The organism is Maribacter sp. LLG6340-A2 (genome assembly GCF_045057105.1).
In the GTDB taxonomy this organism is placed as follows: domain Bacteria; phylum Bacteroidota; class Bacteroidia; order Flavobacteriales; family Flavobacteriaceae; genus Maribacter.
The window spans coordinates 3,442,661-3,462,322 of the sequence record NZ_CP159332.1; the positions used below are offsets into that span (position 1 = coordinate 3,442,661).

Here is a 19,662-nt window from a genome sequence, read left to right on the forward strand (position 1 = left end):
AAAGATACGCTGTATATGATTTTAATAGTAGATAGTGGGGCAACCAAGTCAGATTGGATTGCTCTAGATGATAATGGGGAGCAACTTTTTTTAACGCAGACGCTAGGGTTAAGTCCAGAAGTGTTAACAAAAGATGTTATAGAAGACCGTTTGGCCAACAATTTTGAGCTTTCTAAAAATCGCGAAGAGGTAACGCACCTTTATTTTTATGGGGCGGGTTGTGGAACAGATCGTATGAAAACGTTCTTAAAAGGAATTTTTAAAGATTTTTTTCCTAATGCCAAGGCAGATGTAAAAGAAGATACCTACGCGGCAATTTTTGCTACTACTAAAGTAGGCCACCAAGGTATTGTTTGTATTTTGGGTACGGGGTCTAATTGTAGCTACTATGACGGTAACCAATTATTCCAAAAAGTAACGTCCTTAGGGTATATACCTATGGATGATGGTAGTGGAAATTTCTTTGGGCGTAAATTGATCAGAGACTATTATTTCCATAAAATGCCGGCAGATTTGGCACATAAATTTGCAAAACAACATGATCTGGATCCAGATGTAATCAAGGAAAACCTATACAAGCAACCTAACCCAAATACGTATTTGGCAACCTTTGCACGTTTCTTGATCGAGAATAAGGAACATCCTTACGCTAAGGGAGTCATAGATAAAGGTTTTCAGCAATTTATCAATAACTATGTTATGCAGTTTGAACTGGCTACCAAAGTACCCATTAATTTTGTGGGTAGTATTGCCCATTATTTACGGGATGAGCTAACATCGGTATTGCTGAGAAATGATTTGATCGTAGGGGTAATTCGTCAAAGGCCTATAGAAGGCTTGGTAGAATTTCACCGTGCAAACATGTAATTACTATTTTACGGCAATCATAGAAATTTCAACATTTACGAACTTTGGTAAGTTCGCAACTTCAACGGTCTCTCTTGCAGGGGCCGTTTCTGCATTAAAATAGGACCCATATACTTCGTTTACATGGGAGAATTGATTCATATCACTTAAAAAAATCGAGGATTTTACAACATGTTCAAAATCCATTCCCGCTTCCAATAAAATTGCTTTTAAATTTTCCATGGACTGTTTGGTTTCTTGTTTAATATCTCCGGAAACCAATTTACCCGTTATTGGGTCAAGCGGAATTTGTCCGGAAATATACAGGGTGTCCTTGATTAAAATGGCCTGATTATACGGTCCTATGGGTGCCGGTGCGTTTTTGGTGTTAATGATTTGTTTCATGAAGAAGTACTTTTCGTTAATTTCTAATTGGCTGACTACGATTTTCCCATTTAAGGTCTTTTAGAATAGAGGCATCTATACCTATAAAGAAATACCATCTTTTATATTGACCAAAAGGCGTCCAGTTAAATCGCATGGAAAAACTTTTAAGGTCGCGTTGAAAACGTAATTGTGTTAGTGTAAAGCCTTTGTTTTTAAAGTCGTACCCAGATGAACCTCCAACTTTCCACCTGGGAGCAAGCTCAATGTCACCGGTGAACATTAATGAATGGCTACTAAACTCATTCTGGCGTGCAGAGTTCGTGTAGCTGGCAGAATAGGCCAATCTTAGGTTCCAGGGTATTTTGGTGCCATATATGGGGTTTTCAACATCTTGCCCTTTGTCTTTGTCCATAGGGTTGTCATTGAAATTATCTGCCCTACCAAATAGATCATCGTCCCTTCCTCCACTTTGGGCTACATAATCAAAGGGATCTTCCTCTTCTTCCTTGTTGTCATCTTTGTCCTTTTTGCCGAACATATCACTACTAATGGCGTAGGAAATATTGGCGTTTGCCCGGGTAAGTCTAAATAGGCTACCACCATTATCTACGTTCCAAGTGTCTATTCTTGTGCCGTTGTTATCTATGGCGTAAGGGTCTAAAGCTGCGGAGAAGTTAATGGACATTTTATTATCCAATATATTGGTACCGCCATTAATATTCAAAGGATTTAAGCGTAATGAATCCGATTCAAAATTATAGCCAGTTGAAATATTGAAATTACTAAGTAGCGATATTTTTTTTGGTTCTAATTTTGTACTGTCCTTATCGCGCACTTTGGCTTCTAGGGTATTGGCAAGAGAAAACCCTAAACTATTAGATTTGCCTAAAGAAGGCGCTCCATATAATGAACCTTGAAACCTACTAAACTGCACTACATCGCCATCCTCGTCTATGTATTCGTCGTAAAACTGGTCAAAAGAAGGGGCGTAGCCATAACTTATAGAGGGTCTCATGGTATGGCGTATGGCCTGTATTTTTTTATCCTCACCAAAATCAAAAGTTCCATATAGCGTAGTACCAACACTAGTGCTAAAATTATATTTGTTATACCTGTCAAACCCACTAATGGTATCGGTTACTACAGTTTTTGTTATCGTATCAAAACTTTTGTTATAGGTCTCCATGGTCCATACGTCCTCATAACTACCACCTACACTGACACTAAAAAATTTGGCCACCTTAAAATTGGTATTCAATGGTATCCTATGTCTTGCGCCAACCTTTGCGTTATCGAACATTCTACCTGTCAAGAAATCTTCATCATTGGTGGTTAACCTATTCTGGGCATTTACATCATACTGAAAATTAATGTTTTGAATCAATCCTTTTTTTATGCCATCTCTTTTTGCAAACGGATAAATACGTTCCATGCTTGCTTGAAAAGTAGGAAGCGTCATATTAATATTGTCGGTGTCCGATGCTGTAGCTGACGGGGAGGTCAGTTGTGAATGGGTAGCCGTTAAACTCATGTTTACCGAAGGATACGCGGGAAAAGTCTTTGAATAGGAAATAGATGAGGATAAGGTGTTGTTTTGTGTATTGGGTAAATTGCGTTGCTGTAGGGAATTACGGTAATATTCACTACTACCAAGGTTTACAGATGCGGAAAACCTTGAATTTGGACTAGATTTCGGGTCTTGTGAATGAGAAAATTGAATGTTATAATTTCGTGATAGACTATAATCACTAAACCCCTTCTGACTTCTTACTTGGTTCTCAAATCTTAAATTGACATTTCCCCGGTACTTATATCTTTTGGTGTAAATAGATGCGGTTCTAAACGCGTAACTACCATTAGTGTAGAAATCCCCGGACAGGGTAACGTCTGCATAATCTCCCAAGGGCACATAGTACCCCATATCCTGTAGAAAATACCCTGTATTTGGGTCATTACCAAAAGTTGGCATTAATACCCCTGCGGATCTTCCTACTGTTAAAGGGAAATAGGCAAAGGGCATGGCTATAGGAGTGGGTACATCTGCTATATACAGATTACTGAACCCGGCTATTACCTTTTTCTTGGGTACAAATTTGGCTTTTCTAATTCGTATATAATAATCTGGATTTATAGTGTCCGCAGAAGTGGTAAGCTTACCTTCACTAAGAAAATAAACAGAGTCGTTCTCTTTTTTGGTGATTTCCGCATAAACTTTCATTGCATCACTACCTAGTGCCCCGGCAGCTGCCTGTTGTTCCGTACGGGAATTCCAAATTAATGCTTTTTGGGTATCAAAATTAAAACGTATGGAATCTGGTATTACAATATTGCTGCCTTGCTTAAAATAAGGAAGCTGGCTATAATTGCCCAAAGAATCCTTCATTCTACCGGCATAAACCTCGTTTTTTATATAATCCATTATGATAATGCCTGCTTTTAGCTCGGTATCCTGATAATAGATTTCAGCCTCGTTATATAAATAAATTTTATTTTCTTTCTGACTTAACTTTACGTAGTCTTTTGCCTTGTACGTTATTTTATCAAGTAACAGAGGAGGTTTTTGGTTTAATGAATCCTTGGCCAAAGAGTCTGTTGCGGTAGTGTCCCTAATACTTTCAATAGGGAACAATGGCGCGGTAATACTATCGTTCTCTGCATTGATATTTAAGGGTATAACCTTACCTTCTTGTGCATGGACATAAAAGGAGCCAATAATAATGGCTAATAGGAAAAGTAAGTGTCGTTTGTTTGATTGCAAGGCTATATATCCTATTTTTGTAAAGGTTTGGCAGTACAATGAGCCATTGTTTCAGATGTCAAACTTACATATATTTTTTATTCCCTATGTAGGGTCTTACAATAAATTTAACCATTATTCGGGGCTAGAGAATCCCTAATACTTATGAAAATAAAAGCTATTTGCACTTTACTGGTTTTAGCAACAACATTTTTACTTCAATCATATGTTGTTCCCGCTGACGAAATCAAATCTGATGATCCCTTTATTGTAGTGCTAGATGCCGGTCATGGCGGTCATGACCCAGGTAATTTGGGAAATGGTTATTTAGAAAAGAAAATTGCCTTGAATATTGTTTTAAAGGTGGGGGAGTTGCTATCACAGAACCAGGATATAAAGGTTATTTATACCCGTAAGGACGATTCTTTCGTTGATCTTTTCGTTAGAGGTGAAATTGCCAATAAAGCCAATGCTGATCTATTTGTGTCTGTTCATTGCGATTCCCATACTTCAGATGCTCATGGGGCTGGAACGTTTGTTCTTGGACTACATGCAAACAAACAAAACTTTGAAATTGCCAAGAAAGAAAACTCGGTTATTTATTTAGAGGATAACTATGAAAACCGTTATGCGGACTATGATATTAATTCGCCAGAATCCGTAATTGGATTAACGATCATGCAAGAAGAATTTTTAGATCAGAGTGTCGCATTAGCCACCATGATTCAAGAAAATTTTTCAAAATCCTTAAAAAGAACGGATAGAAAGGTAAAACAAGCGGGATTTATCGTTCTACACCAAACCTTTATGCCTAGTGTATTGGTAGAAACCGGTTTTTTAACGAATAAAGATGAAGGCGCATATTTAAACTCACAAAAGGGTCAAGCGGAAATGGGAAAGGCAATAGCCCAAGCCATACTAAATTATAAGGAAGGGGTAAAGCCTTCTAGTCGTGTGGTAGAAACCACGGTTGCAGATACTAAAACAGATGCGGTCAAGGAAAAAGTAACCAATACCATCAAAGAAAAAGAAGAAGTGGCTGTGGTTAAAAAGGAGGAGCCTGTAATAGAGAAGAAGCAAGATGTTGCTGTAAGTACAGAACCGGTTACAACAAATAGGGATATACCAAAAAAGGTCATTGAACAGCCTGTTGTTGAAGTTGAAAAGAAAAAAGAGGCCATAACACCCAAGGAGGTAGCGTCTTCCATTGTCTTTAAAATACAATTGATGGCAAGTAGTAAAAATGTACCACTTAATGCTGATAACTTTAAGGGTTTGACCAATTTATCCCAAGAACCCTATAAAAATTTATATCGTTATATGTACGGGGAGACACAATCGTTTAGGGAAGCTAAAATGATGCAGTCCAGAGCGGTGGATAAAGGCTACAAAACGGCTTATATTGTGGCGTATAGGTTAGGTGAAAGGATCCCTATTCAAGAAGCAATTGATCAGGTTTCTGATTTAACCCCCTAAAGTGTAAATTTTATTCCTAATTTTGAGAGTACTAAAAATATAATTGCTTGAAACTATCTAGAGAATTAAAAACGGGTATTATTGTTATAGGAGGAATTCTATTGTTTATAATGGGCTTTAGTTACCTAAAGTCATCTCCAATTTTTGATAATAGTAAAACACTTTATGCGGTTTATTCAAACGTAGGCGGACTTCAACCGGGTACATCGGTATCCATTAACGGATTTAATGTAGGTAAGGTCAACGATATTAAGTTCTTGGATTCACAAGGTAATTTATTGGTGACATTTACTGTAAGCAGCGATTTTAAATTTTCCAAGAATAGTATTGTAGAATTATATGATACCGGTATAATTGGAGGTAAAGGTTTGCAGATTAAACCTGTTTTTGATGCTACGGGCGAAGCTCAATCTGGAGACACTCTTACCACGCAGACTAGACCGGGTATAACAGATTTGGCTCAACAGAAACTTACGCCTTTGGTTCGTAAATTTGAGTCTGCTATCTCAGATGCAGATTCGGTTTTGATAAATGTAAATTCCGTTTTGGATACGGAGACAAAAAAAGAATTGAAAGAAGTCATAGGTGGTTTAAATGACCTTATTGTAAGTCTTAATGGTAGCGCATCTTCTTTAAATACCCTTATGAACAGTAATAAGGATAACCTTGATAATTCTTTGAAGAACTTTGATAAGATGACAACAAATTTTGCAAATATATCAGATTCATTGAATGCTGCTGGGTTGGGTGAAACCTTAACCAGTTTACAGGCCACTTTGGCAAATTTAAATGCAGTGACCCAGAAAATAGAGAATGGAGAGGGTACATTAGGGTTGTTAATGACGGATAAGGAACTGTACAATAACTTAAACAATTCTAGTAAGGAGCTTGACTTGTTGTTGCAAGATTTTCGTTTAAACCCCAAACGATACGTAAATGTTTCTGTCTTCGGCAAAAAACAAAAGGAATATACCGTTCCAGAAGATGATCCAGCAGAGAAAATAGAAGAATAAATATATGCAGTACCTCCCCAATATTATTTTTATAGCATTACTGGTCATAGGGATCGGTTTCTTTGTTAAGAATGTTTCCAAACTTAAAAGAAATATTTTTCTTGGTAAGGATGCTGACTTAAAGGATGATAAGGCCCAACGATGGACAAATATGGCTAAAATAGCCCTTGGTCAAACCAAGATGGTGGTTAGGCCAATTGCAGGAATATTACATATTATCGTTTATGTAGGTTTTATCATTATCAATATAGAAGTTCTTGAAATTATTCTTGATGGTATTTTAGGAACACATAGACTTTTTGCGGTTTTGGGACCGGTGTACGATTTTTTAATCGGGTCTTTTGAAATTCTTGCATTTCTGGTCATCGTAGCCGTGGTTATTTTTTGGGCGAGAAGAAATATTATTAAGCTTAAGCGATTTTTAAAGCCGGAAATGAAAGGTTGGCCCAAACAAGATGGGAATCTTATTCTCTATATTGAACTTGTATTAATGGTGCTTTTCCTGACCATGAACGGTGCCGATTATCAATTACAGCAAATGGGAGCTGAGCATTATGTAAATGCAGGCTCATATCCGATCAGTAGTTTTATTGTACCGTTTTTTCAGAATATGTCCGTTTCTACATTGATAATCATAGAAAGAACAGCATGGTGGTTGCATATTGCCGGTATTTTATTCTTCTTGAATTACCTGTATTATTCAAAGCACCTTCATATTCTTTTGGCTTTTCCAAATACATATTATGGTAAATTGACTCCTAAAGGACAGTTTAAGAATTTAGATGCCGTTACCAATGAAGTACGTATGATGATGGATCCAGAAGCAGACCCTTATGCAGCCCCAGCGGAAGATGCTGCGGTACCGGATAAATTTGGAGCTTCTGATGTTCAGGATTTAAGCTGGTTACAACTATTAAATGCTTATACCTGTACGGAATGTGGAAGGTGTACTAGTGAGTGTCCTGCTAACCAAACTGGTAAGAAATTATCACCTCGTAAAATCATGATGGATACACGTGATAGATTAGAGGAGGTTGGTGCCAACATAGATAAGAATAAAGGGGAATTTGTAGATGATGGTAAACAATTATTGAACGATTATATTACCCCAGAAGAATTATGGGCATGTACTTCATGTAATGCCTGTGTACAAGCCTGTCCTATTAGCATAGACCCTTTATCCATTATTATGGATATGAGGCAGTATTTGGTGATGGAACAATCTGCAGCTCCATCAGATTTAAATAACATGATGGGTAATATTGAAAATAATGGAGCGCCTTGGCCATTTAACCAAATGGACCGTTTAAACTGGAGTAAAGAATCTTAAGATATATTATGGCAAACGAATTGAAAGTGCCTACAATGGCAGAATTTTTTGCATCGGGTACAGTGCCCGAAGTATTGTTTTGGGTAGGGTGTGCCGGTAGTTTTGATGATAGGGCAAAGAAAATAACAAAAGCCTTTGTTAAGATTCTGAATAAGGCCAATGTTTCTTTTGCCGTTTTGGGCACGGAAGAAAGTTGTACCGGTGATCCGGCAAAACGTGCAGGGAACGAGTTTTTGTTCCAGATGCAAGCGGTTACCAATATTGAAGTGTTGAACGCTTATGAGATCAAGAAAATAGTGACGGCCTGTCCGCATTGTTTTAATACCATAAAAAATGAATATCCAGGTTTGGGCGGTAACTATGAAGTTGTACACCATACCCAATTTTTGAAACAACTTCTAGCGGATGGTAGAATTACCATGGAAGGCGGAACTTTTAAAGGTAAGCGTATAACGTTCCATGACCCTTGTTATTTAGGTAGGGCAAATGGCGTATACGAAGCCCCGCGAGATTTAATTAGAAAATTGGATGCGGAGCTAGTAGAAATGAAAAGCTGTAAGCAACGTGGACTTTGTTGTGGAGCTGGTGGTGCCCAAATGTTCAAGGAGCCTGAAAAAGGAGATAAGGATGTTAATATTGAGCGTACTGAGCAGGCGCTTGAAACACAACCTGAAATAATTGCTGCAGGGTGTCCTTTCTGTAATACCATGATGACCGATGGAGTAAAAAACAAAGAAAAAGAAGATAGTATTGCCGTTATGGATATTGCAGAATTAATAGCTACTGCAGAAGATTTATAATTTAATGCCTATCAATTTAATTTTAAAAAGATTATAACTTGCTAGTAGATTTTAAAACATTACCGGATAGTGCCAGGGTATGGATATATCAGTGCAATAGGTCTTTCACTGAAGATGAACTTGTTTCATTACAAACAGATTTAGATTCTTTTTTACAAGGGTGGACAGCTCATGGCAATGATTTAAAGGCTGGATATGAAATAAAGTACAAGCGCTTTATAGTAATTGCACTGGATCAAAGCATGCAAAATGCTACCGGATGTTCTATAGATGCCTCGGTACATTTTATTCAACAATTGGAGAAAAAACATGATGTAGCATTGCTTGACAAGATGAACGTGTCCTATAAGCAAGGCGAGTTTGTAGCATATAAAAGTTTGCTGGATTTTAAAAAAATGGCCAAGCAAAAAGCAATTTCAAAAAATACCATTGTCTTCAATAATTTGGTTACCGATAAGGGAGAATACCAAGAGTTTTGGGAAGTGCCGGCATCAGAAAGTTGGCATGCCCGTTTTTTATAGAAGCTATCTTTCAATTTCCTTTTGTTTATTGGGTTTTATCGATGAAATACAATAATTTAATTCTATTATAGTTATCTCATTACACATCATATTATGCGCTTATTTTTAGTTACAATTATGGGTTGTTTTTATGGGTTTACAGCCCATGCCCAAAATCCTTTGGTTACACCGGACAGTCTTGATCAACAACGTTGGGTTGAGGCGCAGTATGCCCAAATGACCTTAGACCAAAAATTGGGGCAGTTGTTTATGGTTAGTGTAGCCTCTGATCAAAATAAGCAATCTACAGATGCTATTAAGAACCTTATAGAAAAGGAACATTTAGGAGGAGTAATTTTTTCTAAAGGAGGCCCTGTACGTCAAGCAAAACTTACCAATGAATATCAAAATGTGTCTAAAATTCCTTTGCTTATAGGAATGGATGCTGAATGGGGTTTGTCTATGCGTTTAGACTCTACCTATGCTTTTCCTTGGAATATGACTCTTGGGGCCATACAGGATAGTACCATTGTAGAGAAAGTAGGTTACCAAATAGGTAAACATGCTAAGAGACTAGGGGTGCATATTAATTTTGCACCAGATTTGGATATTAACACCAACCCGGAAAACCCTATAATAGGAAATCGTTCATTTGGTGAACTTAGAGATAATGTTGTACACAAAGGAATAGCTTTTATAAAGGGAATGGAAAGGGCTGGTGTCTTGGCCAATGGAAAACATTTTCCGGGACATGGAGATACCGCTGTAGATTCCCATCATAATTTACCAGTAATACCTTTTGATAGGAATAGATTGGATAGTTTGGAACTATATCCCTTTAAAAAAGTAATTGCATCGGGATTGAGCAGTATCATGGTGGCTCATCTAGAGGTTCCCGCTTTGGAACTTAAAAAAGGGATGCCTTCTTCAATTTCGGAGCAAATTATATCAGGACTATTAAAAGAGGACCTAGGCTATAAGGGTTTAATATTTACAGATGCGCTAAATATGAAAGGGGTTTCTACCCAAGGTAAAGATGGTGAAGTAGAATTAAAGGCATTTATGGCCGGTAATGATATGCTGTTAATGCCGGAAAATGTAGTTAGTGCCAAGCAAAAATTGACCAATGCGTATAATAAAGGAAGGTTAACGGAAAAGCGTTTGGCCTATTCGGTCAAGAAAATCCTTATGGCCAAATATAAAGCGGGCCTACAGCACTATAAGCCAATAGTATTGGAAAATTTGTACGAGGATTTAAATAGTTTAGAGAACAATCTTGTATATGAGGAAGCTATTGAAGGTGCCATTACTGTTGTAAAAAATAATTTGGATTTGATTGCTATTAAGAATCTGGAAAATAAGAAAATAGCATATGTGAAATCTGGAGATGCGGAAAATGATGCTTTTTTAAAGGCACTCAAAAAATTTACTGAGGTTACGGTTGTTGAGGCTAAAGACATCAATCAATTAAAAATAAAGTTAAAGGAATATAATTTGGTCATTGTTGGGCACCATAAGAGCAATGATAGCCCATGGAAGTCATTTTCGTTCTCCAATAAAGAATTGCAAGACTTACAGGAAATAGCTGCAGAAAGGACCTCTAACTTAATTCTTTGTGTTTTTGCCAAACCTTATGCACTTTCATCTATTGCCAATTTTAAAAGTATAGATGCTATTGTAATGGCCTATCAAAATAGTGCTATAGCCCAAGAAAAAACTGCTGAAGTTTTGTTTGGTGCCATTGGTGCCACGGGAAAACTACCGGTAACGGCAAATAATGAGTTTCCGGTGAATACAGGTGTTAATACGGCATCTTTAAAAAGATTAGGATACAGTTTGCCGGAACGAGTAGGATTAAGTTCTAAGGGTTTGGCCAAAATTGATCTAATGGTCAATGGTGGGTTGGACAGTTTAATGTTCCCTGGGGCACAAGTGTTGGTGGCAAGAAAAGGTAAGGTGGTCTATCAAAAAAGTTTTGGTAAACCTACTTATAACAGTAGTACAAATATTACCAATGAGCATCTTTATGATTTGGCCTCCCTGACCAAGATATTGGCTACATTGCCTATGGTTATGAAGATGGAGGAAGAAGGGGCAATTGAGCTAAATGATACGTTTGAGGAATTGGTCCCCAACTATTCGGATACGGAGATAAAAAATGTAACCGTTCTTAAGGCACTTTCCCATTACGGACGTTTACCAGCTTGGATCGCTTTTTATATTGATACGTTGGACAAGGACAGAAAACCGTCTGCTGAATTTTATAGAACGGAACCTATGCCCGGGTTTTCAACTAAGGTATATGACAAGCTTTATTTAACAGATGCTTACCAAGACAGCATATATAATAGAATTGGCCGGCAAGACCTTAAGCCCAACAGATACCGCTATAGCGATGTACCTTATTATGTCATGAAAAGGGTTATTGAAAAGAATTATGGTCAACCGTTGAATTATTTGACACAGAATTTTCTTTACGATCGCTTAGGGGCTAATAGCACAACATACAACCCTTTAGATAAGTTTAATAAGCAAGCAATAGTACCTACAGAAGAAGATAATTACTATAGGTATGGTACCGTTCAAGGTTATGTTCATGATATGGGGGCGGCCATGCAAGGGGGGGTCGGTGGCCATGCTGGTTTATTTAGTAATGCCAACGATGTTGCAAAAATAATGCAGATGTACTTACAAAATGGCTATTATGGTGGGGTTAAATTTTTTGATTCCAGAACGGTGAAGAAATTCAATACCTGCTATTTCTGTGATAAAAATGTACGAAGGGGAGTGGGTTTTGACAAACCTCAATTAGAACATAGCGGCCCAACCTGTGGTTGTGTGTCCAGAAAAAGCTTTGGACATAGTGGTTTTACCGGAACGTATACTTGGGCCGATCCAGAAGAAGAAATTGTTTATGTTTTCTTGTCCAATAGGACGTATCCATCTGCATCCAACACACTTTTAGTTAAATCTGGGTTAAGAACTAGGATTCAACAAGTTATTTACGACTCAATTTTAAATTAAAAAGGTAATTTTACTATAATGAAAATAGCAATAGTATGTTACCCTACCTTTGGTGGTAGTGGTGTTGTAGCAACAGAATTAGGTATTGCCTTGGCCAATAGGGGGCATGAAGTTCATTTTGTAACTTATAAACAACCTGTTCGTTTAGAGTTATTGAACAACAGGATATTTTTTCACGAAGTGCATGTGCCTGAATATCCTCTATTTCATTATCAGCCCTATGAGCTTGCACTTTCTAGCAAGTTGGTAGATACCATTAAATTACATAAGATAGATTTACTTCATGTACATTATGCCATACCCCATGCGTATGCCGGTTATATGGCAAAAAAAATGCTAGAGGAAGAAGGCATATATGTCCCTATGATTACCACCTTGCACGGTACGGATATTACCTTGGTGGGCAAACATCCTTTTTATAAGCCTGCGGTAACCTTTAGTATCAATCAGTCAGATGTGGTTACATCTGTATCTGAAAGTCTTAAACAGGGGACTTTGGAAATTTTTGATATTAAGGGAGAAATTGAAGTGATTCCCAATTTTATAGATACTAAAAAATATAGTACATCCTTTACAGACTGTCAACGGTCTAATATGGCAAACGAGGACGAGCGTATTATAACACACATCAGTAATTTTAGAAAGGTTAAAAGAATTGCCGACGTAGTAAAGGTTTTTAGTAAGATACAACTTACCATACCCTCTAAATTGATAATGGTGGGCGAAGGACCGGAAAAAGAAGGAGCAGAACGTCTATGTGAAGATTTAGGTATTACGGATAAAGTTATATTTCTTGGCAATAGTAATGAGATAGATAAAATTTTGTGTTTTTCCGATTTGTTTTTATTGCCGTCCGAAACCGAAAGTTTTGGTCTTGCGGCTTTAGAGGCTATGGTCAATAAAGTACCCGTAATATCCAGTAATGCCGGTGGTATCCCTGAGGTCAATAAAGATGGGGTAAGCGGATTTCTTAGCGAGGTAGGTGATGTGGAGGATATGGCCGCTAAGGCAGTTACCATTTTAGGTGATGATAAAGTCCTGGAGAGATTCAAGGACAATGCGGTCAAAGAAGCCCATAAATTTGACATCCAAAAAGTATTACCTTTATATGAAGAGGTATATCAAAGGGCTTATAAAGGACGTTTTAAAAATGCTTAAATCATTGTTGATTATTGGTAGTTTAACTTTATTCTTTTTGTTCTCCTGTAAAGGACAACAAAATGGAGCAACTACAAATAGTTCTAATATGGAAGTTTTGGTCAAGGATAATTATGGAGGGCATGAAAAAGAACGGTTTTTGCTCATCAAGGACCAAAAGTCACTCGCTGAATTTTATGGTCAATTCAATAGAACGCGTAAACCCGGACTTCCTGTACCAGATATCGATTTTAATAAAGAAATGATACTGGTTTGGAGCCCTGGTGAACAAAATGGAAATTCAGATTTAAAAATTAAATCACATGCTGGTAAAAATTTAATTTTGCGAAAAACAAAGCTTAAAAAAGATAAGGAATTTACAGCCATAACCAGGCCAGTCACTATTTATAGGCTTTCAAATAATGCAGATTCTATTGTTATTGAATAAGTTTTAATCGGTAAATTTCAGGTTTTCAACATACAATCGATTTTAATTGTTGTTTATAGTACTTCTGTAGTTATTTCATAACTTTCTTTTAATTTTACTCCCTAATCCCAAATTAATTATTATGAAAACTTCAAACTTTTTAACTTTTTTGCTTTTTTTTAGCATAGGCTTTTCAGCTATTGCACAAGAAGAACTGCAAATTACTTCTAAGGACAGTATTGTGCAAAGTTCGTGGATATTAGGTATTGGGTTAAATGCCGTTGATGATTCTGGGAACGTATTTGATGGTATTTTTAATGTAGGTCAAGAATGGAATATTGTACCTTATCCTTCTCGTGTTAGTATTGGAAGATATTTTAAAAGTGGTTTAGGTGTTGAAGCCATTGGTTCCTATAACAGATATATGAAAGGCAATACGATAGATGAGGAGATTATTTTAGAGGATATACCTTATTATGCATTTGATGGTAGGGTTACTTATGACATAAATAAAATTATAGGACAGACTGGTTGGTTTGACCCTTACATTGGTGTTGGAATTGGATATACCGATGCCAATAATGAGGGTAGGGGAACTTATAATGCTGTTGTAGGTTTTAGAACTTGGTTTTCCGATCGTTGGGGTCTTGATTTTAGTTCTACCGGAAAATGGGCAATGACGACCAGTAATGAAGTCACTAACCATATACAACATGCTGCAGGTGTTGTTTACCAATTTGGTATTGAAAAAGGACTTTCTAAACGTGGGGAGGAAAAATTGGCACTTATGGCTGCAATAGAAAAAGAGAAACAACGTCAAAGGGATTCTATCAATGAAGTCAATAGACTAAAAGAAGAGGCTTTATTGGCGGAGCAGTTAAAAAAGCAAAAAGAACAAGATGCCTTGGCGGCAGCGGAAAAAGAAAGGTTAGACGAGCTAAATCGTAAAAAGCAGGCTATAAAGTCTAGAATAGAACAGTTAGGCAATGTTTATTTTGATTTAAATTCTTCTTATGTAAACAATGACTCTAAAAAAGTATTGAATGCCATGGCTGAAATTTTTGAGGAAATACCAAGCTTAAAATTAAAAATTACTTCTCATACAGATTCTAGAGGTACTTCTAACTATAATGATTGGCTTTCTGAACGAAGGGTGACAAGAACAAAAGAATACTTGGTAAGTAAAGGGGTAGTTGCTGAGAGAATAATGACTGAGGCCTATGGTGAACAACGCCTGTTGAATGAATGTGATGACAATACATCTTGTCCGGCTGAAAAACATGCAATCAACAGAAGGTCAGAATTTGAAGTTATTGAATTTTAAATAAAAGAATTAAAAAATAAAAAACCCGTTCAAAATCTTTTGAACTGGTTTTTTATAGGTAAGACGTTTGGTTTATACTAAGGTAAAAGGAGTATAAAAACATTTTTAAAGGTTACCCTTAAGCTACGGTAAATGTAAATATTGGTGATGTAGATTCATTTCCATTACTATCTTTGGTCACCACTTTCCAATAATAAACTTTACCAGAAGTAACTTCAATAGAATCAAATCTTGTTTCGGTAATGTCAGATGCAAAGATTTCCGGATCGTTGGTTTCTCCAAAATAAATATCATGACCAACAATGTCGTTATCCTCATCTTCTGATTGCCAAATTAAATTAACCGTTGTGCTGGTTTGTGATATGGTAGCGCCAGAAACCGGTGAAATAGCTGTGGCCGGTAATGGTATTGTAGAAGCTAGACCCGGGCCTGCATTATAAAAATTCCACGTATCACTGGTTTTGTTCAATTTACCGGTTACATACCATGAGTAAACTACACCACGCTCTAAAACAATGGCCAATTCTTGTTCGTTACTTTCATACGTTTCTGTACTAGTATTGAACACATTGGTTAAATGTACGGTATACGGACTGTTGTCGTTATCATCAAACCATTTAAACACCAATTCGCTTTGGTTTTCAGAAACAACGGTGCCTTCTGTGCATTCTGATTCGTTTTCGGGAAAAGTTAGTTCTATGCTCTGGTCTGCACCTACAATATCCACAAGATCTAAATCCACTCCGCACGAAAAACAAGAAGCAATCAAAAAGAATAACAAGCTTTTTTTCATGATTTTATAAGCTTGAAAGATTTATTTATATACTCATTTTTCAATTTTAGAAAATAAACTCCTGTCACTAAATTGCTGGTATTAAAGGTGATAATTTTAGATTCTACTGGGTAGGTATCCACACTAATCAATTGACCCGCCTCAGTATATATTGCTATTTCTATAGTGTTTGAAGTTAATGATTTTAAGTCAATATTCAGTATATCCTCCACAGGGTTAGGGTAAACTAGAATAACATCTTCTAAGATAATAGTTTCTTCAAAAATACCTTGACAAAGTTGATCGGAAATTACCTTAATGGTATTTACATCATCATACAAGGGTATGCTGATTTCATTGCTAGTAGTTACCAAACTCTTACCGTTGACTTCTACCGTATATTCACTACTGCCATTCATTTTTAGGGCAACGCTATTGGTTACATTGTCAAAATCTAATTGAACCTGTAAAGGGTCCGGTTCTTTAATTATGAACTTAGAGCAATTGATATAATCTGGAAAATTAATAGAGGTGATACATAAATCATAAGCGCCATCCACTAGATTTGAAATGGTAAGCTCTTCTGAAAACGGCAATACAATTTCTTCGACCGGACCGGTAAGTGTAGCAATAAAATTATCACTGTTCTTAGATTCTATCAGCAATGAACCATTATCTAAATCTATACAAGTTGCACCTGTTGTCGTAATTCTAAATTGATCACTGTCGTAGTTAGAAAGTGAACATCCATTTTCATCAATTAATGCACCTTCTGGTGTATTTGGACATTGGTCTACGTCATCATTAATACCATCATTATCACTATCAAGAGGCTGTATAGGGCAACCGTTAGAATCCACAGGTTCTCCTTGAGGGGTATCCGGACATCCATCATTAACATCAATGACTCCATCATTATCACTGTCTAAGGGAGTTTCAATAGTACATCCGTTTTCGTCAACAATATTACCGGTTGGGGTGTTGGGGCAATCATCAGTGGCATCATTAATACCGTCATTATCCGTATCTAATTGACTTAAGGAACATCCATTTTCATTGACCGTTTCTCCATTCGTTGTATTTGGACAAAGGTCTATATTATTGAATACGCCATCACCATCATCATCTAACTGACTGGAGGAACAACCATTAACATTAACCGCTTCTCCCTCTGGTGTATTTACACATAGATCGTCAGCATTGGTTACCCCATCATTATCATCATCTAACTGACCACTAGAACAACCACTGGCATTAACAGCTTCTCCATTTGGTGTATTAGGGCAATTATCGTTAGCATCTATGACACCATCATTGTCCTCATCATTAGGTTCAATACTTTGTACCGTAATTTCCAAATTTTCTATACAGCCTTGTGCAGTCTCAAAAGTATAGGTTCCAGATAAATTTGTGGTCATATTGCCTAAATCATAATCGCCATTAACCGTGTTACCATTGGGTAATAATATGGTAAAGTTTACTCCATTAGGCAAAATGCTTAATAACAATTCATCTCCTTCATTTACTGTGAGCGAATTGCTTCCACTGTTAAATTCCCCGTTTACCCTATATTCTGGTATAATACTGTCTTCCGTGCAGAAAATTTCACTCCAAACAGCAATATTATTGGTGTTTATATTTCCTGCAGTACCAAAATTGCCCCCTACGAGCAACTCGGTATTATTATTGGTAAAAGCCAAGGAGTTTACCCTAACATCTACACCTACAGTGGTATTGGGGCCCAGGGCTTCCCAACCATTTGCCGCACTCCATCTAGATAGATTGTTTACAATTTTATCTACATTACCATTATCACTGGCAGTATAAAAAGTGCCACCCACATACACGTAAGAACCATTGGAGACAATAGTATTGACATTACCGCTTAAACCATTTCCTAAAGCTTCCCATGTTTGGTTGGTCTTATTATATCTTGCAATTCTATTTACCGTGTTTCCACCTGCAATGGAAAAATTTCCTCCAACATATAAAAAATCACCAGATGATTCTATGGCTTGTACAAAACCACTGGTACCCGATCCAAGGGCAGTCCAGTTAGTACCGTTCCACTGAGCAATTCTTGCTGCAGAAACTCCACCGGCAGTATCAAAATTTCCGCCCACATACATCATATTATTTTCATCAAAAGCAATAGAGCGAATTTCATTATTGGTACCTGAAACACCTGTTGAAGCGTCTATCAATGCACTCCAAACGTTATTATCCCATTTGGCAATGTTATTTGCGATAATACTTCCTGCATCTGTGAAAGTGCCACCAACATAGAGTACACCTGTAGCATCGGTCTTAATTTTAAGGATTGGCCCATTAGTACCTGCTCCTAAGGCGGACCAAGAAGAGCCATCCCAACTGGCAATATTATTTGCAGCTATACCACCAATAGTTGTAAAATCTCCAGCAACATAGACCGTACCATCTGGTGCTACATCTATGGAATAAATAACACCATTACTACCATTTACAGAAGTTTGCCATTCATCAACTGCATTAAGTACGGCAAGATTTTCTACACCGACCCCACCAGCTGTATTAAAACTACCCCCAATATATTTCATTTCAGTTGTGGACTCTGCAATTGTTTCCACTATACCATTGGTTCCCGATGAAATGGATTGCCATTCGCCAATACCATTTACCGGGGTAGTTACAGGCCCCGTTACGGTCTCTGTTAATTTATATAATTTAACACTGGAACCATAATCGGAGAAGTATAATTCCCCAGCTTCATCTTCCCCAAAACTGGATATGTATTGACCACTTGTCTGGAACAATAATTCATTACTTGTACTTCCGTTACTGGAATTGTAGCTTAGAGCCCAGACTCTTCCAGAAATATAATCGGCATAGATGTATTTATTTTGGAGACTGCTGCTGGTAAGAGAACCTCGATATACATAGCCACCGGTAATAGATACATCAGAAGCGCTATGGTCATAGAAAAAAATAGGTTTAATGTCAGGTGTTGTGGCCAAGGTTGTTGTTCTACCATAGCTAGGTTCGCTATTGGCCTCAAACTTATTCCAGCCATAATTACCTCCACTGGTAATTATATTTATTTCTTCATATGAATTTTGACCAACATCTGCACCCCACAATCTTCCGCTATTATCAAAAGAAAATTTCCACGTATTTCGTATTCCCCATGCATAAAGTTCATCTAAACCAGATTGACCTACCCTAGGATTATTTGCCGGTATTTCATAGTTACCGTTGGGCGATCGGGTATTATTACCATCTACATCAACATCTATTCGTAATATTTTTCCAAAAGCTGAATTTAAATTTTGACTATTGCCCTGAGGATCTGCCGCGTTACCGCCATCACCAACGGATATGTAAAGATACCCATCTGGACCAAAAGCAATTTTACCGCCATTGTGATTAGAGTCAGGTTGATTTTTAAGATATTGTGCTATAATTGTCCCTGAAGTGGGATTTATCCTATTTGGGTTGGAGCCGTCTATTTGATAACGCGCAATGTTTATTCTATAATTGCTGGGCCGGTCTATATAATAGAGGTAGATATACCCATTGGAAGCATAATTAGGGTGAAAGGCTAGGCCCAAGAGACCAATTTCTTGACCTGCACTATAGGATATTATGGAACTAACATCCAAAAAAGTGGATACTTCACCTGCTGAAACATCTGGTCTATTGGGGAAAACTTTAATTATACCAGGTTGTTCAACAACAAATAAACGGTTTGTGCCATCATTACTATTCTGGATTTCTACCGGAAAATTAAAACTTAAATTAGTAAAAGCTTCTTGATAAGATACTTGAGCATTTATTTTGACAAAAAAAAGTAAAGCTAAAATTCCTATATAACTTGAAAAATAATTTTTCATTAAACTTAGTTGGGGGTTGT

14 protein-coding genes are annotated in these 19,662 nt (G+C 37.1%); 10 read left to right on the forward strand and 4 right to left on the reverse strand.

All coding sequences use genetic code 11. From position 1 onward, the window contains the following. The first annotated feature begins 15 nt into the window (after positions 1-15). Positions 16-867 carry an N-acetylglucosamine kinase gene (locus ABVM52_RS14570; protein WP_405381745.1) on the forward strand — a complete coding sequence of 284 codons (852 nt, stop codon included), beginning with the start codon at positions 16-18 and terminating at the stop codon, positions 865-867. A 3-nt stretch (positions 868-870) separates the two neighbouring features. Here the strand turns inward: ABVM52_RS14570 and ABVM52_RS14575 are convergent, their stop codons facing one another. Continuing rightward, positions 871-1,251, reverse strand: coding sequence for a RidA family protein (locus ABVM52_RS14575; RefSeq protein ID WP_405381747.1), 381 nt, complete (start codon positions 1,249-1,251; stop codon positions 871-873). 16 nt (positions 1,252-1,267) lie between these two features. Then, complete coding sequence (locus ABVM52_RS14580) at positions 1,268-3,991, reverse strand: putative LPS assembly protein LptD (RefSeq protein WP_405381749.1); 2,724 nt, start codon at positions 3,989-3,991, stop codon at positions 1,268-1,270. Between the two features lie 144 nt (positions 3,992-4,135). Here ABVM52_RS14580 and ABVM52_RS14585 point away from each other — a divergent pair, with 144 nt between their 5' ends. The 9 genes from ABVM52_RS14585 to ABVM52_RS14625 all read left to right on the forward strand — a co-directional run bounded on the left by ABVM52_RS14585 (position 4,136) and on the right by ABVM52_RS14625 (position 15,001). Beyond that, positions 4,136-5,446: an N-acetylmuramoyl-L-alanine amidase gene (locus tag ABVM52_RS14585; protein ID WP_405381751.1), complete on the forward strand. Its 1,311-nt coding sequence runs from the start codon at positions 4,136-4,138 to the stop codon at positions 5,444-5,446. Between the two features lie 47 nt (positions 5,447-5,493). Then, entirely contained in the window at positions 5,494-6,459 is a 966-nt protein-coding gene (locus tag ABVM52_RS14590; RefSeq protein ID WP_405381753.1) for an MlaD family protein, read from the forward strand. A 4-nt stretch (positions 6,460-6,463) separates the two neighbouring features. Then, positions 6,464-7,789, forward strand: a complete 1,326-nt coding sequence (locus tag ABVM52_RS14595) for a 4Fe-4S dicluster domain-containing protein (protein WP_405381755.1) — start codon at positions 6,464-6,466, stop codon at positions 7,787-7,789. A gap of 8 nt (positions 7,790-7,797) precedes the next feature. Next, positions 7,798-8,589 carry a (Fe-S)-binding protein gene (locus ABVM52_RS14600; protein ID WP_405381757.1) on the forward strand — a complete coding sequence of 264 codons (792 nt, stop codon included), beginning with the start codon at positions 7,798-7,800 and terminating at the stop codon, positions 8,587-8,589. A 38-nt stretch (positions 8,590-8,627) separates the two neighbouring features. Then, a complete protein-coding gene (locus tag ABVM52_RS14605; RefSeq protein WP_405381759.1) occupies positions 8,628-9,110 on the forward strand; it encodes an ABC transporter ATPase in 483 nt (160 codons plus the stop codon). 93 nt (positions 9,111-9,203) lie between these two features. Continuing rightward, positions 9,204-12,113 (forward strand): glycoside hydrolase family 3 N-terminal domain-containing protein, encoded by a 2,910-nt coding sequence (locus ABVM52_RS14610; protein WP_405381761.1) that lies wholly within the window; start codon positions 9,204-9,206, stop codon positions 12,111-12,113. A gap of 18 nt (positions 12,114-12,131) precedes the next feature. Next, complete coding sequence (gene bshA / locus ABVM52_RS14615; RefSeq protein WP_405381763.1) at positions 12,132-13,271, forward strand: N-acetyl-alpha-D-glucosaminyl L-malate synthase BshA; 1,140 nt, start codon at positions 12,132-12,134, stop codon at positions 13,269-13,271. Further along, the gene (locus ABVM52_RS14620) at positions 13,264-13,698 is read left to right on the forward strand and encodes a hypothetical protein (protein WP_405381765.1); all 435 of its coding nucleotides are present in this window, start codon (positions 13,264-13,266) and stop codon (positions 13,696-13,698) included. Before bshA ends, ABVM52_RS14620 begins: the two co-directional genes overlap by 8 nt. Before the next feature lie 121 nt (positions 13,699-13,819). Then, entirely contained in the window at positions 13,820-15,001 is a 1,182-nt protein-coding gene (locus tag ABVM52_RS14625) for an OmpA family protein (protein ID WP_405381767.1), read from the forward strand. Positions 15,002-15,119: 118 nt separating this feature from the next. Here ABVM52_RS14625 and ABVM52_RS14630 read toward each other — a convergent pair whose 3' ends face one another. Continuing rightward, positions 15,120-15,794: a hypothetical protein gene (locus tag ABVM52_RS14630; RefSeq protein WP_405381769.1), complete on the reverse strand. Its 675-nt coding sequence runs from the start codon at positions 15,792-15,794 to the stop codon at positions 15,120-15,122. Further along, on the reverse strand, positions 15,791-19,642 hold the full coding sequence (locus ABVM52_RS14635) for a PQQ-dependent sugar dehydrogenase (RefSeq protein ID WP_405381771.1): 3,852 nt from the start codon (positions 19,640-19,642) through the stop codon (positions 15,791-15,793). The genes ABVM52_RS14630 and ABVM52_RS14635 overlap by 4 nt, the downstream gene beginning before the upstream one ends. Positions 19,643-19,662 lie beyond the last annotated feature (20 nt).